Source organism: Mucilaginibacter gracilis, from assembly GCF_003633615.1.
In the GTDB taxonomy this organism is placed as follows: domain Bacteria; phylum Bacteroidota; class Bacteroidia; order Sphingobacteriales; family Sphingobacteriaceae; genus Mucilaginibacter; species Mucilaginibacter gracilis.
The window spans coordinates 4,677,939-4,694,889 of sequence record NZ_RBKU01000001.1; the positions used below are offsets into that span (position 1 = coordinate 4,677,939).

Annotated in this window: 13 protein-coding genes; all 13 read right to left on the minus strand. The window is 46.3% G+C overall.

What is annotated here, in order from left to right:
- Positions 1-145: 145 nt before the first annotated feature.
- Positions 146-1,798 carry a tetratricopeptide repeat protein gene (locus tag BDD43_RS20770; protein WP_121199474.1) on the minus strand — a complete coding sequence of 551 codons (1,653 nt, stop codon included), beginning with the start codon at positions 1,796-1,798 and terminating at the stop codon, positions 146-148.
- The gene (locus BDD43_RS20775; protein ID WP_121199475.1) at positions 1,743-2,879 is read right to left on the minus strand and encodes a hypothetical protein; all 1,137 of its coding nucleotides are present in this window, start codon (positions 2,877-2,879) and stop codon (positions 1,743-1,745) included. The genes BDD43_RS20770 and BDD43_RS20775 overlap by 56 nt, the downstream gene beginning before the upstream one ends.
- A gap of 1 nt (position 2,880) precedes the next feature.
- Positions 2,881-5,247 (minus strand): hypothetical protein, encoded by a 2,367-nt coding sequence (locus BDD43_RS20780; RefSeq protein WP_121199476.1) that lies wholly within the window; start codon positions 5,245-5,247, stop codon positions 2,881-2,883.
- Entirely contained in the window at positions 5,240-5,947 is a 708-nt protein-coding gene (locus BDD43_RS20785) for a hypothetical protein (protein ID WP_121199477.1), read from the minus strand. The genes BDD43_RS20780 and BDD43_RS20785 overlap by 8 nt, the downstream gene beginning before the upstream one ends.
- A complete protein-coding gene (locus tag BDD43_RS20790; protein WP_121199478.1) occupies positions 5,947-7,098 on the minus strand; it encodes an AAA family ATPase in 1,152 nt (383 codons plus the stop codon). The genes BDD43_RS20785 and BDD43_RS20790 overlap by 1 nt, the downstream gene beginning before the upstream one ends.
- Positions 7,098-7,733, minus strand: coding sequence for a hypothetical protein (locus BDD43_RS20795; protein ID WP_121199479.1), 636 nt, complete (start codon positions 7,731-7,733; stop codon positions 7,098-7,100). Before BDD43_RS20795 ends, BDD43_RS20790 begins: the two co-directional genes overlap by 1 nt.
- Positions 7,734-7,796: 63 nt before the next feature.
- Complete coding sequence (locus BDD43_RS20800; RefSeq protein ID WP_121199480.1) at positions 7,797-8,303, minus strand: DUF1963 domain-containing protein; 507 nt, start codon at positions 8,301-8,303, stop codon at positions 7,797-7,799.
- A complete protein-coding gene (locus BDD43_RS30175) occupies positions 8,245-8,652 on the minus strand; it encodes a YwqG family protein (protein ID WP_162847134.1) in 408 nt (135 codons plus the stop codon). Before BDD43_RS30175 ends, BDD43_RS20800 begins: the two co-directional genes overlap by 59 nt.
- Positions 8,636-8,878 carry a hypothetical protein gene (locus BDD43_RS20805; RefSeq protein WP_121199481.1) on the minus strand — a complete coding sequence of 81 codons (243 nt, stop codon included), beginning with the start codon at positions 8,876-8,878 and terminating at the stop codon, positions 8,636-8,638. The genes BDD43_RS30175 and BDD43_RS20805 overlap by 17 nt, the downstream gene beginning before the upstream one ends.
- A 27-nt stretch (positions 8,879-8,905) precedes the next feature.
- A complete protein-coding gene (locus BDD43_RS20810; protein ID WP_246001694.1) occupies positions 8,906-9,157 on the minus strand; it encodes a hypothetical protein in 252 nt (83 codons plus the stop codon).
- Positions 9,158-9,359: 202 nt separating this feature from the next.
- Positions 9,360-11,810, minus strand: a complete 2,451-nt coding sequence (locus tag BDD43_RS20815) for a zinc-dependent metalloprotease (RefSeq protein ID WP_246001696.1) — start codon at positions 11,808-11,810, stop codon at positions 9,360-9,362.
- Positions 11,811-11,916: 106 nt separating this feature from the next.
- Complete coding sequence (locus BDD43_RS20820; protein WP_121199484.1) at positions 11,917-13,284, minus strand: RagB/SusD family nutrient uptake outer membrane protein; 1,368 nt, start codon at positions 13,282-13,284, stop codon at positions 11,917-11,919.
- Between the two features lie 12 nt (positions 13,285-13,296).
- Positions 13,297-16,911, minus strand: coding sequence for a SusC/RagA family TonB-linked outer membrane protein (locus BDD43_RS20825; RefSeq protein WP_121199485.1), 3,615 nt, complete (start codon positions 16,909-16,911; stop codon positions 13,297-13,299).
- Positions 16,912-16,951: the final 40 nt, after the last annotated feature.

Sequence of the window (16,951 nt, forward strand, 5' to 3'; positions counted from 1 at the left end):
GGTAATTAAAACAACTGCCTGCAAGGAAAAATATTTAGCATCATCTCTACTAACATCAAAATGGCCTATAGGTTTAATATCAACAAAAAAGAGGCTGATCATGATTTATGATACAGCCTCTCTTTCGTTGTAAATTGAGCGGACATTATTCCGTCTGGATCTTGTAAACGGAAACGCGGTTATGCCCTTCCAGAAACGCGCAGTAATGGCGCTTAGGGATCGCGATGATCCCTTTGATCTCTTCTTCCGTTTCAATCATGCCCTGCAAAACAGGTGCATGGTTCTTAAGTTCATACACTGCGGCACGTTTACCACCTGCGATAATCAAGCGGTTATCCGTCATTAATTTGATCTCTTTACCTTCGATCTCGCCGCCAAAGAAACCTGAGGTCAATTTCATTTCCTTAAGCGATGGCGTAATCCATAGGCAACCTTCCGTGGTGAGCACAACGATCTTCAGCGCGGTTAAAACATCAGTGATCGCTATCTTCGTAAATACTGCTCCAAGATCTAAAACCTCAACAGCGCCCTCCGTGTCGATACGGACCAGAATTTCCCCGATCCCGCAATAGAAATGCCCCTTACGCCAAACCATGCAATAAGGATCGAACCGCGTTTCTCCAGGGTTAATGCTGTCATCGTTCAATTGCAATTGCTGGTTCCTTAGTTGTTTGCCATCCATCGTAAAATGGCTCAGCATTAAACCGTGAATATCATAATGCAATACCGATACGCCTTGGTGCCCGTTGATGCAGCAGCCCAAAAGCCTTCCCTGCGGCAGCCAATCCAACGTTTTGAGCGTGATCTCCCGCTCAAAGTAGGAATAGGCCAGTAACTTCTGATCGATACGGGTCTTCATGTTTTCTGCTACGATGAATATATGGTCAGAAAGGCCCGGATCGGCCAGCAGGCATAAGGGTAAAGTATGCGCTATCATTTTAAAAAGGAACTGGTAAGTTATTTTACCTTCCCAATTGGCGCGTAAAAAATGGATCTCCCCATTGCGCATCCCCATGCCCAAAAGCTGGTCATGAAAAGTCGCCATGTTGTACCAGCTCGTATCATTGCGCAGCGACACATAATCAGGCTTGGTATAAACGGGAGGCAATTGTAAGCCTCTTTGTATAAAACGGGTCGCATCGGAGGTCAGTAAGCGGTCTTCCGGTAAAAAGTTACCGATAAGTTTAAGCGCGCTGGTATCGTTCAATTCCACTTGCTGGCTCACCACTTCAAAGGCGATACCCAAAGCCGCTTCCTGTAAACCCGGTTCCGGATACCGCCGGTTAATATCGGTCAGTACATTCAAAAATGCTATTCTTTTTAAACGCGGTACATGAGTACTGTATAGATAAGTGATCTCTCTTGCCAAATGTTGCTCTTCCGCATCACGGCTCAGCTCTAAGTAATCAGTCAAACAAGCCTCAGGATGCCCCGCACCTTTCCAGCCGTCAAGCAATATCGCTTTAGCTTCTTCCCGGGCCGCGAGTTTATCAACCAGAACAGTTGCGGCCTTCTGATAAGCTTTTGCCAAACGCAATTCTTCGATGGTTTTCCGGTAATACATTTCTGCCTTTTCTTCCCTACCCAGTTTCCGGTACAGGTCGCCCACCTTTTCACTTTGATCGAGCTCCAGATAAATAGCGATCGCTTCGTCCAATAAACCTCCCTTTTCGAGACATTCCGCAGCCATCCTGTCATTCTTCACATGCTCCCGGTACAAGGCGGCGGCTTCGCGGAAGAGTTTACCTTGCTGCAATACATTCGTTGCCGAAAAAAAAATTACCCAGCAGATGCGCATAGATATAGGCCGCTCTTTTATAATTGCCAGCTGCTATCGCGTCGTTAGCGGCTTTCTCATAACGTTGGCGCAATTGCTGGTTATAAGCGTCCAAATTCCAGCCATCTACCCTCCGGCCACCGCCCAAATTCCTTAAGTTAAAATCTGTGGACCGCCGCGTGAGTTTAGTTGAGGGCGGCGCAGTTCCCCTGTTTAAATAAGCACTGCTCAAAGGGATCGCATATTGCAGGGCCTCGTCAGTATCTTTATCAAAAAGGTCCATCAGACGTTTCAGCTCCGAGTCCCGCTTTTTATCCAGATCAGCTAAACGCTGCCCTACCCATTCTTCCATCTTTTGAAAAAGGCCCTTCGAAGCATAACCGGATCGCAGGCCTTCACCGGTAAAAAACCAGGAAAACGGCATCAGGAGCACCTTACCGATCAGGGCCAGCATCAAAATAAAATACAAACCCAATTGTTCCAAAGCGTTGAACACTGGTTTGCCGTATTTCAGGATAGCCGTTTCATCCGGATCAGCCCCCGGTATTTCTTCCAGCGGCTTTGAACCCACATCGTCTTTTAGCGAATCCAGCACATCTTCCGGCTCTTCCACGGCCTCCAGTCCGATCCGCTGCAACACCGGCGGCTCCGCTAAACCCGGATGGGCAAATGACCAATCTGACCCGGCCGCCGATTTTAAATGCACAAAAGCACTTAATTCAACTTCATCTTTAGCCTCAAAACCCACCAGCCCGATCACCGGATGAAAAACCTGCATATCCCAAAGCAATAAGCTTTTCAATTCATCACCACCCACAACGGGCCAAAGCTCGGATTGCAAAGGAATAAAAAGCCGATCGGCCATACAGGTGTATGGGTATCGGATCAGGGCTTTTGCAGGCAAAGCTTTGCCGAAAACAACGAACATACCAGAACCTGTATCGCTTGCCATACCCTCCGGCATAATCCAGCACCGTAGGGTATGCAGGTCAATACGCCAACGGTCCATTCCCCTGAACCAGTCCATAGGCGAACCACCAGGCAAAAATGCCCCAGCGATAGGTTTCTGATTTTGTTCCCGGTAAAGGAGCTTAAGTTGCATACTATTTCAAACGTTTGATAAAGCTGTCTATATAATCCCTGTAAAAATCACCGGCAAGCATCACTCCAGCTTGCCTGTTTCCCGTAAAATAAGGCGATCCCGTGATCTTACCATCTGCGCTCCAGCAGGCGGTTGGCTGATCAACCACTAAAATAACACTACATTCGGCGATATTGGCATCAGCGCTTTTTAAATGCAAAAGCCCCCGCGAATCCAATACAGCTTCGCTTCCATCCGCCCAACTGAATTTAGTGAATTTCAAATAAGGCAAGTGTGCCAGTTCAATATTTTCCTGTTTAAGGGGTTTAACCCATTGTACCGCGGCCAAACTGTTCTCCTTCCAGCTTAAATGCCTATCGTTTGCCGCCAGGTTCAATTCCCGTTGATCAATAAAGATCTTACCTGCGGTATGCACATAAATATTTTTAGCTGAGTTGATCACGCTGTATCCATTATTGACGAGCTTTTTAATTTGGTTTAATACCTGGAAATGGGCCGTCACCTGGAGCGTTTTGACATCCTTCCGGCCAAGATCAGCTGGTTTGGTATGCCCTGATTGCGGATCTACCAGGATCACATCATTTTCTCTTGTGATGTAGAAAAGCCCTTTAGCGAACCGGACCTCCTGCGCTTTGATCTTCTCGATGTTATGCACCATGATCGAGATGTTGGCCATATCTACCTGGTAGATTTTCACGTAGGCTTCCTGTAAATTCCGGATCAGGAGGTATACATAACGCGGGCTTTCTCCCCAAAAGGAATCACCGGGTTCTATTTGTTCGATCAATTCCCGGCCGCCCTCATCCTTGATCGTCCAGTACAGCACCCGCCGGTCCTGCGTAATAATGATCGTTTGCCCTGTGCCGCACTTAAAAATACTATCATGTTTAAATTTGATCTTCGAGGCCGGGAACAACAACGGAAATTCAGTTTGCTGGAGCATAGCGGGCAAACCCGCCATATTCCGTTTTTGCAAAATCGTACTTCTCCGGTTCCAGAGTGTTTCCTCCAGGTCAATTAAAGCCCTGTTTACGATCTTATGTTTTTTGCCGCGCGTCTCAAACATCGTAATCTGACCGTCCCGCCCGACTTCGACTAGGTAATCCAGTTGGTCGCGAATGGTTGCGAAGGCCTGTTGGAACTCCGCATCCAACCGGTACTGGCCACCGGTGATCAATATATATTTCCCTTGCGGAGCAGCCTGCTCCGCCATTAGTTTCTTCAATTGCGGCCCACATCCCAATGCCGGGTCCAGTTTTTCCAAAGTACTGATGATACCTTCTTTGCTCGTCAGATCCATCGGGCCATATCCTTTGCCGCCTAAGGCCCAGGCCTTCATCCGGTCTTGCTTCCGGTTCTCGCTGAATGCTAGAGCCGATGCCAGGGCGAACACCCGCGGCGTGCCCCACATTTTCAGGGTCGTATCTAAAAGCACGTGCCATTCTTGGTGCACGTTATTGGGCAGCTCTTCCCGCTGTAAAAAAAGCGCTTCATTATTGGCTAGCCTGGCGGTCAACAACAGATCATCCTGCGCCAATTCGCTTAAAAGTAATTTATCAAAGTGTCCGCGATTGCTGATATCCGACACCCCGCCGATAGACTGGTCGCTGCTCCCGGCCAAATGCATCGGAATATTGAGCGCCGCCGTGATTCTTTTGGCCAGCCGCGCCAAGCCAACAGTTTTGATATCGCTTTCCAGCTGCGCCATTAATTCATCGGGAACCGGAGCTGGAAGCGGAATATCCACCGGGGCAGGTATTTCGGCCATACCTGTCCGTAATTTCATTTCGAGGGCAGCCGTATTTTTTAATTCATCCAAAGCAGAAGCCAACGGCATCAAGTCGCTTTGTAACACCGTAAACCCGAAATCAAAATTTTTGTTGAAAATAGCATCGTCAAGCGCACCACTCCGGAAAGTTTGAAGTAAGGATTTTAATGGTCTAACATCGCTATTTTCCTTCCCTGCCAATACCGCCTGGCATAACGCGACCCGGCTTATGCCTGACCGGTAGCTAAAAGGCAATGCATTCACCAATTTCATCAAGTCCAACGCCTGCTGCACCAGTTGCTTCGCCAAGAGGTGTTCAGCTTCCAGGTAACCGGGTCGGTACCCCAACGGTCTTAAATGCACCTCCGGTTCAAACAAGGTTTCGTAGTTATCCTTACAGGCGCAAAGTACCAACAAGACTGTACCCAAATGAATATCACGCGACAGTTCCAAGGCCTCCAGAATAAAATTCAGATCCTCCTGGTAACAGATCGTGCGGCCATTGGCAAATTCTACCACACTCCCATTATCGGCCCACTTCCAGAAATAACCGGCAGTTGCCCGGAAATAACTGATCGTTTTCGTCTCCTGGTTAATCATGATCCAATTGCGTTAAACGCACTGCACTACGGCGCGCTGCCTGGAAAGCTGATAAAGGAATGGCTTGCCAGGTATTATCCGGCGTAAAAAGCGCTAAATTGTCTTCAGCCTGAAAGAGATCAGCTTTTAACATCGTAGCCAGCACCGGCGGATCGAGATCATACCCGGTAGGTATCAGCAAGCGGTCATCCGCCCAAAAAGTCCTGCCGGGCAGTTGTGGCAGTGGTTTCCCTAAAACCAGCACCTCTGCCTGGGCTGAAACCGCAAAACGTAAAGCGCGGAGCCGCGTTTCCGGCGCAGTTTCCGCATAAGCTTTCCAGGTGGATAGATCGGTCAATAGGGCAAAGGCTTCCCGGGTTCTCTCCGAACGGGCTAAGCGTACATCCACATGCAAAAACACCTTGCCCGGCAAAGCGGAAACTGGCAATTGCACCGGTAAAAAAGTCTTTAACACCTGCCAATCGAGCACCGGCAATTTCGCGACAGGGGTTTGACCACCCGAAGGAAAAAGCAAACCATTCGTGTCCAATAAATAAGTGTTCAAAACCGGTAAAGAAAGTACCCGTTTGTCCGTGTTCACGGCATCAATACCGCGTAGCCAGATCAAATCCCCCTCCGCCGCAGCTTTAAGACCGGTTATCCCGCGCAAATTACCCAATGTATCTGCGTACTTATCCTCCAGGACGACTATCTTTTCCATCAGGCAGTATGCATGATCTTCTTCCAAAGCTCATCAATCGGCTTTTTAACGTAAGTGCGTTGCTCCTCGTTGCCTATCCAGTCGCAGCGGCTGTTCAAGTGCATCAACCGATCCTTGATCACCGAACGTTCAGCCATCGATATCTCTTGCTGCCATTGCTCGCTTAATTCCTGTACTTCGGAATAAATATCATCCGCGTTGGGTAAAGCACTCAAAGAAGCCCTCGGATGGCTGGCTTCATTTTTTTCTGAGGTATCTACTACGGCGTTCACAATATTGCTGATGATCTCGCGCTGCTCTTCGGTATCCCAAATATGGCGCAATACCCAAAGGTCAGAAGCGATGGCTTTTTCCCTTTTACAGATCAGCGCGCTTGCCGCGATCAGGCGCTGCAATTTAACCGCACGCCTGTCTGATACCGCCAAACCCGAGTTACGCAATTTTTGAACCAGTTCTATATAATCTTTACGGATACCGCTCAGATCGATCAAAGATGTTTGTTGTTGTAAAGCTCGAACCTCCTCGGTGCCGATACTCGGTTTTTCGGAACCCGTCTTTTGTTCCAGCATCCAGCCAGCATCCAGCAGCGCGTTCAATTGTTGCGGTTCCACGTTATCGCAGCGTACCCGGATCAAAAAACGGTCAAATAAAGCTTGCAAGGCCTCATCTTCGGGTAAATGATTACTTGCACCGATCACCATCAAAGCAGGTAAAGCACGGGTTTCTCTTCCCCTGCGGAAGATCTTTTCATTCAATACCATTAATAAACTATTCAGGATAGCGCTATTGGCATTCAAAAGCTCATCCAAAAAGATCAGCGAGGCCTCGGGGAGCATCCCCTCTGTATTGGTCACCAGTTCCCCATCGCGCAATTTTCGGATATCAAAAGGGCCAAATAACTCGTTCGGCTCGGTAAATCGGGTCAGCAGGTATTCAAAGGTTTTGCCATCCAATAACTTAGATAATTCCCTTACTGTCGCACTTTTGGCCGTACCCGGAGGACCGAGTAAAAACAAGTTCTCCCGGCCCACCAGGCAAATGCCCATCAGGTCAATAATCTCATCTTTACCCACAAAGGTTTCTTTGAGGTGGCGCAATACGGCCTGCAGTTTATCGATCGTTATAAATTCCTTATTCGTAGTGGTTGTCATTATTTGATTGTTTTCAGTTCGGCCAGTTCCAAACCTGGCCAGAATAATTCCTGGTGCATACCGGTCACTTCGGTTAATGCCGTTATTTCAGCGTCGCTTTTTAAACGCCCCCTGTCGCGGTGCGCGATGATCCGGTCGAGATACATTAATCGCAAGCAGCTATCGTTTAATATCCTATCGGTATTTATCATCGTCTCCACCTTGAATCCGACCGACGAAAATGGCCACGAAGCCGCGGTCTTCCGTAAGGCTAACACCAAAGGATCATCCGGAGAGATCCCACTACTGAACTGGAACAGCGGCCGCAAATGCCGGAACAGCAGATCGACCGAATAAATGGCAGACGCGTCGGCTTCACCGCCATAAGGCGATAAATAAACGGGGATCACTTCCGCTTCCAGTTCCCGCAAAAGCACCAGTTGAATGGCGCGGAATAAATACTGCGCCGCCCAAAGCGCCGCATCCGTATTCAATTCCGGTACCTGAGCCGGCATTTCCATCCGCATAGCGGCTTCGTACTGGCGGATAAGATCCACCGATATCAATAGATCAGCTCCCTCAAAATCCACCAACTCCCGCGGCACATCCACCACACCTTCGCTAAATAACCGGGTTAAAAATTCGCTGAGTTTCACTTGCTTTAAATTAAAACAAATATTCTGAATAAAGCAAAAAAGGAAAGCTCCGCTTTACGATCCTCAATAACAATCCCAATAACTGGTTATGCTTTGTTCCCCACAATCTTTACAGACATAGAAATAGATATTACCGAGATCACCGATCATGATGCCATGCGGCGACCAGTTGTCCGAGGCCGGGTTTTTCACACCCTCTTCGGTATCCTCGCTGGATAACTGGAAGAAAAATTCCTTGGTTTTGCCGCAGTCACAAACCGGGTTATGTGCAGGCTGCGTAAAGCTGGGATATCCGCCACACTTCGTTCGCTGAATGGCCGAATACTTACCCATAAAATACTCCGAAAGTTCTTCACCGTATTGCTCCTCGATATCGTTGATTACGTTATCAAAATCATCATCCATTGGAAAATCAATCACGCGTTCCGGTTCGAGCCTGCAATCCGGTATCCGTTCCTCTGTGTTCTCGTCAGTTTCCGGCTCCGGGACCGCCAGCGTCTTTAGCCCCTCCTTATCGGCAATAATACACGAACATCTTATGGCCCGCCAGGAAAGGTTCCGAATAAGCATCGGGGCAAGTGCTGTTCGGGCACCGGAACAACTGGAACAGATCCTTACCCTTCGGGTAATAATGTTCCGGGAAATCCCTTTGATACAATTGCAGGACAAAGTTCAGTGGCCTATCACACACGTCGCAGCAGGGATAGGTATCCAAACCGTTCAGGTTAGGCGCTCCTCCAAACTTGCTTAATTTAGGATTGATCGGTCCAGCCGTTGTTCTCGGGTTCAGGATCACGGCGCGCTTTTGATAACGCTTCAAAGCATGCTGAACATAAGGCGTTTGAATGAACTGCTCCGGGCTCAGGTCCAGCTTGCCGCCCTCATCTGTCTTACCGAATAACTTACTGAACAAACCCATCTTTGATATTGATATAAGGAACTAATAATTCACTGGTGGTAAAGGGCAGGAACCGGGTGATCTGGTTCAGGACCGGATCATATAAAACCTCCACATAAACCTCATCAACGCGGTAGAGCTGGATGAGGTGGCCGTCTTCCTGCCGGTCACCCAAACAGGCCCGGCTAAAGATAGCTTCTCCTTTTTGGATATCATCCATGGCCATAAAATCATAGATCCCGATCATAGGCCCAAAATATAAAATATTTACAAATTAGGAGAATAGTACCTGGAGCTGCTCAGCGACTGCTTGCAGTAAGCCCGGCACCAGGGCCTTGCTTTGACACATTTGCTCAGGGCTGACCAAAGCGCGGTACTGCTCCTCGTTATCCGTTTCAAAGATCACCGGGATACCCGCGATGATAATTTCGACACGCGGCACATAACCTTGCTGTATCCGCATTTCAAATTCGAGCTCCTCGCCGTTAAAGTCAACGGGTAATAGCATCGGTTCAGCTTGCTCCACGGGCGAAGATACTAATCCTCGTCCGTATCTGCCGGAAGCCAAGTGTTGCGTTGGGCTTTTCAAGTGCCTTCTCACTATCCTGGCCACCAAATGCGCTTATGCAATTATCTGCTAAATAAAAAGCAGCATACTCCCCTGGATATGCTGCTCATTTTTAACTGACTTATAAAGAACGATGAAGATTTTAATTTTTGACACCCCTTTATTTAACTGTTAATCCATTTTTCTCGGCAGTAAACCTTCTTTGAATTAACTCGTCAATTTCGTTAAGGTGCAGACGGGTTATTTTATTTAAAGCCGGATTTCTGGCCTCCCTTTTAAATAAAGCCTGCTGCTTTTTTAATTCGTCGCGAAGTATGGCATTCACATCCGTTACCGTAAAGTGGTATACTTCGGGCATGATGGTATTCATTTCGTTTTCTAAAAAAGCTTGCACCAACAATCTGTACACGTAGTATTTTTGCATATTGCGGCGATAAAAGTCAACGTTTTTCCCTGCATATATTTCTGCAAAAATCCCATGATCCAAATCGCTCAATAAGTCTGTTATAGTGTAAGTACGGGTAGTAGTTTCTTGCTGCTGGGTTAACAACCGGCTCAAACGTGCACGGGTAATTAATGCGTTGATATTTTCCTGCTGTATATTGCCAAATTCATACCCCAGGTTAACATTGAATTTTTTGGCGAGCCGCTCGTTATACAACCACATCGGCGTGGTGAATACCTGGTCGTTCAAAAACTTAACAGCGTTTTTTTGCACGGCATAGGGTACTGTTTCGTAGGTAGCACCAACTTCTCCGTTAACTTTCGGAGTATGATAAACACCCGCTACATTTTTGGTTACATGTCCCAAGTACAACGCGTATTGATCCCACACGGCGCTATAAGCGTTGAATAGCTTTTCCGGCGTTTCACCCGGAACAGTTACCCAGCTTTCTAACTGCGGCATTATTCTTTTCAGGTTTTTAATACCATAAGCGCCTGCTTTCATGGCATCATCGCCCAGGTCTTCATTTTGTGAACGTGGGTCTGCGTACTCTGATTCTGATCCAAACCAAAGGCGGTGGTTATGCTTTAGCGAATCCGTTACCACGTTAACCATTGCTTTATGCTCATCTTCCGGAGTTTTATATGCCGGATGCCAGGTATAGCCCCATTTAATGGCCCACCTATCATAGTCGCCAATCCTTGGGAATAAGCCTTGCTCACTGATATTATCTTCGGGCTGAGCAACATAATTAAAACGGGCATAATCCATGATGGATGGCGTATGGCCATGCTGTTCCACCCAGGCTTTGTCGCGCAGTTTCTCCACTGGAACGGTTGAACTTGAACCAAAATTATGACGCAAACCTAAGGTATGCCCCACTTCGTGTGAAGACACAAAACGAATCAGGTTACCCATCAATTCGTCATCAAATTCGGGTTTACGTGCCCTTGGGTCAACAGCCCCGGCCTGAATCATGTACCAGCGTTGCAATAATGACATTACATTATGATACCAGAAGATGTGGCTCTCAATGATCTCTCCGCTCCGCGGATCGGAAACATTAGGTCCCATCGCATTAGCTACCGAAGATGGGCGGTAAATAATGGCAGAATGGCTGGCATCATCAATGCTCCAGGTACTATCCTGATCTTTGGTTGGCGCTTCCTTCGCGATGATGGCATTTTTGAAACCGGCACCCTCAAATGCTTTTTGCCAATCGTTAACACCCTGAATTAAATAAGGTACCCATTTTTTAGGTGTTACCGGGTCAATGTAAAAAACAATCTGCTTTTTAGGTTCAACCAACTCACCTCGCTTGTACTTTTCCACATCCTCAGGCTTAGGTTCCAGTTTCCAGCGTTCGATGAACGCCGTCCGCTTTACGCCCTGCGGATCAGCATCAAAATCTTTGAACGATGTAGTAAAATATCCAACGCGCTCATCTTCTAAACGCGCTTTCATGGGCTTCAAGGGTAATAATACCATAGAGGCATTTAACTCAACAGTATAGCTTGAATTGGTGGGATTTAAGCCGGCACTATAAGTTTTTACCGAATGTATTTCCACATTGTGTTCAAACGGGCGGATATAGTCTATGTAACTTTTATCATTCTGCTGGGCACCCATCCCTGCCTTATCCTTAAATATCTTCCTTTGGAAATAAATAACATCGTTATCGCTGTTTAAAAAATCGGTAACATCAACCACGCTGGCCGATGAGTCTTTCTTTAAAGCCAGAATTGGAAAAGCGGCCACGATAGCCGTAATGTTGTTTTTTTGTACACCGGCAAATAAGGTAGCGGTACTATCCTTATTGTACTCCGCGTACGACATGCGACGCAGGAACAGTTTATTTGCCGGTCCTTTTTCAAATCGGTAAATACTTTCGCCAATTTCATCACCTGCATACCCTGAACTTCCGTTACGCATATCTGATGACGCCTTTGATACCCTGCTCACTACCAGTATCTCTCTATTCAAAATATTGTTAGGTATCTCAAAATAGTACTTCGTGTCCTTTTGATGAACGGTAAAAAAACCAGTTTGGGTCTTGGTACCTTTCGTGATAATTTCGGTATAAGGTTTCAAAGTCATCGTCCTTTTCAAGCTGTCTTCTCTACGCTTAGCCGGATCAAACGCTACCGCACCATGTGGCTGTACCATTGTTTTTTGGTGGTGAAATAAACTACAGCCAGATGCTAAAGCAACTAAACCGAGCCCACTGTATAACAGTAGTTTTTTTTTTGTAAAAATCATATATTAGGTATGTTTATCTGGGGTTTTGTGCTATTTCTGGATTCAGGTTAATGTACTTATCGGCTATTGGAAATACATAGTGATTATCACCGGGTGCTAAAGTGTAGGATGCACCTTTAAATATATGGGTTACTGTACCGATAAAGCCGCTATCTTTAGTCAGTCTACGCTGATCAAACCAGCGGTAGCCGCGGCCCATAAACTCGCGTTGGCGCTCGTCAATCACAACATGTAACGCGGTATTGGGGTCGGCGGCGGTGAGGTCATAATACTCAGCGGGCTTAAAGCGTTTTTTTCGCAAAGTATTAACAGCTGACATGGCGTTGGCTGTGCTACCGGCACGTGCCTCACACTCTGCTTTGATAAGCATCATTTCGGGCACACCTGGGCCAATATAAAAACCATCGGTTACAATGCGTTGAATATAAAGCCCCCGTCCTGTAGTGAACGTACTGCCTGGTATTTTACTGCCATCCTGGGTAAAAATCAGGTAACGCAGATCCCTGGTATCATACAATGCAACGGCTGCTGGCTGCAAAGGTACATTGGTTGGGTTTTGTATGGATCGTTTAAAAAACATAACCTCCGGATTTGCCAGTTTAAGGGGCAAGGTAGTAGTAGTAGTTACATAGTTGTTCAGATCAAGAAGCGTGCTTTTCAGAGCGAGTGCCAGGTTAGCGTAACGCTCAGCCTCGGTAAACTCACGTGTATTTAAACAAACCCTGGCCATGAGTGCGTAAACTGCCATTTTTGAAGGGTTAACATCGTAAGTAGGGCTATCAGGAAGTACAGGCAGGGCAGCCAGCAAATCGGCTTTAACCTGGTCATACACGGCTTGTACACTGGCACGGGTTAGGTCAGCAAACAGGTTAGTTGTGAGTAATAAGGGAACACCCTGATCACTGGCTGCTGTGGCCGCATCATATTGCTTGGCATAAATATTGACCAATGTAAAATAATTATACGCCCTGTGTACCAATGCCGCAGCCTGAATGGCTTTCTTTTGATCATCGTTACCATCAGTACTACCCATTACTCCTGTAGCAACCGTATTGAAAACGTAGATCTGTTTATACAAAGAAGCCCAATCTACATCTTCTTCTGTCGAGCCATAAATTTTATCGGCAAAAGTATAAGTATTAACTGCGGCGGTCACGGTAAGTTTGGTGTACCAGCCGGCATCATCTACACCAAAATCATCCCCTGCGAAGATGGGATAGTAGTATCCCGGTTCAATAGTAAGGCCGGCGTTAAGTAACAGTTGGTAATCGGCAGTCGTTTTTAACGCCCTTACCTGGTTAGGCGGAATTTCGACATATTTACGGCAAGCGCCCATGCTCAAAAGCACAAGGCTTAAAATCAATATTTTTATTTTATTCATCACAAGGCTTTGTTAAAGTGAAACATTAAGGTTGAATAGGAAAGTTGCGCTTGGAGGCAGATTGGTATAAGTACCGGTAACCTGGTAGTCAGGATCAAGTCCGTCTTTGTTAGCACGCCAAATTAAACCCAGATTAGCTGCGGTTGCCCCTACCGTTATAGCCTTAATGTATTGCCCCCGTGTGAATGATTGTGGCAGGCGATAACTCAACGAAACTTGTTGCAAACGAATATTGCCTGCATCTCTCAGGTTAATATCCGCACCCAGGAAACGTGATACACTATTAAAACTGTTACCCGCTAAGCCGGGAACGTCTGTGGTTGCTTCGTCGCCTGGATTGCGCCATCGGGTGGCCAGCCTAGCACTGTTAACAATTAAACCGCCAAATCCGGTACCTGTAGGGTATGAACTGGTGTTGATATCTGTCAGTAAAAATTTATAGCCCAGGGCATATGTTGCCCTAACAATAAGGCTAAGGTCGTGGTAACGGAATGTATTGGTCCAGCCGCCAAAGTACGGTGGCGTAGTGCGGCCGCCGTAAACAAGATCAGCATTGGTTACAGATCGCGAGCCGCTACTTTTCAGTACAGTACCATCGGTACCGTAAATTTGCGAGTGCCCTGCATTATCTAACCCCGCCCAGCGGTAAACAAAAATGTTATCACTCGGGTAACCTGCAGTGATTTCGGCAATACCTCCGGATGTGTTGGTAGTAGCTAAACGCTGATCAGTGATAACATTTGTTGCGTACGAAAAGTTGAAAGACGATGTCCAGTTGTAATTAGTCGTGCTTATGGGCTGGCCGGTTATGATAAACTCTTCACCATACCCTTTTGCATCACCGGCATTGTATTGCAATGTAGTAAAGCCATAGGTTGCATTATAAGGCAATGATATAAGCAGGTTGTAATTGCGCTTTTGATAAATATCTGCTGATAAAGATAATCTGCCGTGCAAAAATTCGGCGTCAATTCCTTCATTTATAGTGCGGGTGGTTTCCCACGTAAGCTGGCTGTTGGCGGGTACCACAATGCTGGCAGTAGGCAGTGTTGTATATGGATCATTTGAGCCGATGCTGATGGTTGCATATGATGTACCTGCAGTTGGTATACTTCCGCCTGTGCCGATACTTGCGCGTAAGTTAAGCCCGTCTATCCATTTGACATCTTTCAGAAAATTTTCCTGGTGGATATTCCAACGTAAACCGCCTGAATAAAGCGGAACAGCACGCTGGCTACGGTCGAGCCCCTGGTTTGTATAATCATCAAAACGAATACTACCACTTGCAAAATATTTGTTCTGGAACGAATAATTTGCAAGGGCAAAGTAAGAAAGGTAACGTTTGGAATCCTTAAAAATATTACCATCCGAATAGCCGAGGCTTGAGGTAGACCTGGTAACAGTTGCGTACGATACGGTTGGGTTTACCGCAGCCGATGTGGACAAATCTTCATTGTACCCATACCTGGTTTGTGTGCCGCCGGTATATTGGTATTGCCTGATCTCCGAACCGCCCAGGAAATCGATGTGGTGCTGGTTAAAAGTTTTATTGATATTCAGCTGGCCGCGCACACTGTAATCATCATACGTTGTGCTACTGGTTTTATATACTCCACCTACCGGAACACCATAAATGAGTGTCTTACCGCTCAATGTAGTACCTGTATTGATTAGGTTACGGGTGGCAAAACTGTTTTGGTTTTGGAGGAAGTCCTGATTGGCCAGGTTACGCTGGTACTGGCCTGAAACTGTTACATTCAGCCAGTCGGTTATATTGCCTTTAATGGCACTGTTTAACCTGATGCTGTTTTTTGAAAGAATGGTGTTACTATAGTTTAATTCATTTACAGCATTATATCCCCAGGGTAAATAGCCCAGGTTGCTTAAACTATCAGTAACCCGCTGGGTAAAAGTTACCGCTTTGTTAATCGGGTTCCCTTGCGCATCAACCAGCATTTCATAAGGGGCATAACCAAAGGAGCCTGTTCCCAGGGCGGCCAATGCGGCACTATTAACCTGGCTTTTGGTATACTGGTAATTGATACCGGTATTTACAGTAATCCGTTTATTTAAGAAGTCATTACTCAGGTTAGATGTAAGCGCGTATGTTTCGCCATAGTTACTACGATAAACAGGCACATCTTTATTGTAATTAGCCGCTATGTAATAGGTATTGTTATTGCCACCACCAGATAATGAAAGGCTGTGCTGCTGGCTGGTCGCTCTTTGCAGTAAATATTTTTTAAACTGATCCCGGTTTGAACGATTAGACAGTATATTCAACGCCGAATCGCGCTGGGCGGCGGTTGCTGTACCTCTTTTAACCCGGAACATCCATTCCTGGGCTTCGCTTATCGGTGCATTCCTGAAGTCGGTGATTGGATCGGTAAAAAACCCTTTGTTAAACATTTCCTGCTCCAACTCAACATACTGGGCGCTGGTCATGGCTTTGGCATTAGAGAAATTGCCCGGTGCAGAAGTACTTACTGTAACGCTGTAGTTAATGCTTGGCGCATTGCGTTTACCCTTTTTGGTGGTGATGACAATAACCCCGTTAGCTGCCGCAGCACCCCATATTGAAGCCGCCGCCGCATCTTTTAAGAAGGCAATACTCTCAATATCATTCGGGTTAATGTTATCCATTACCGCGTTGCCTGAGGTGCCCGGCTGGTCAGGGTTCAGATAGGATTTGTTTCCATTCAGTGGGTTACCATCAATAACACTGCTGGAGATGTTAACCAGGTTTTGGTTGGCCGCCGGAAAACCATCTATTACAATTAAAGGCGGGGAGTTTTTTACATAACCGTTAATGCTGCGCATTTGAATAGCATTATTACGCACATCAAAGTGTACACCAGGTACTTTACCATCCAGACGCTCAAGCAGGTTCACACTTGGCGTACTTTCAATGTCTTTATCAGTTAAAATGCTGTAAGAACCGGTAGAGGCACCTTTCCTGATCTGCTGATATCCTGTTGAGATAACCACATCATCCAGTTTAAGTACCCTAACGGTTAATTTAACAACCATCGTTGCAGATAAAGTTTTCGTTATCGTTTCATAACTTACACTTGTAAAAACCAAGCTACCGTTTTCGGGCACTTTTGCAAAAAAGAAGGTACCGCTCTCATTGGTAAACACCTTTCTGTTGGTACCTTTCAGCGTAACCGTAACGTAAGGTATGGGCTGGCCGGTTTCTGCATCAATAAGCTTTCCGCTGACATCTATATTGCTGAATACTTCTTTTATCTTTTCAAAAAACGTTTTCTCTTTTTTTTTAACGACTACCGTTTTGTTCACGATCGAATAAGTGAGCGATTGCGGCTCAAGCACATTGTTCAGCACATCTTCGAGCGATGCGTTCCTGAAATCAGCATTGATCTTCTGACTGTCGTCAACCCTGCCATCCTGCCAGAAAACATTGTAACCGGTTTGCTTTCTTATTTCGGTAAAAAGCTGTTTTAATGTAACATCCTTTTTATTGAAGGTTACTTTTTGCGCTAATCCGTTGGCGCTAACCTGCAATAAAACGGAGGTGATAATAAGTATAGTTAGCTTCATGGTACGAACTATTTGATTGTATAAACAGGCGGAATGCCCGGATCGGAATTGATCCCTTAATTTCATTACATTTGTATTTAGTGGTTAAGTTGATATGTATGATACG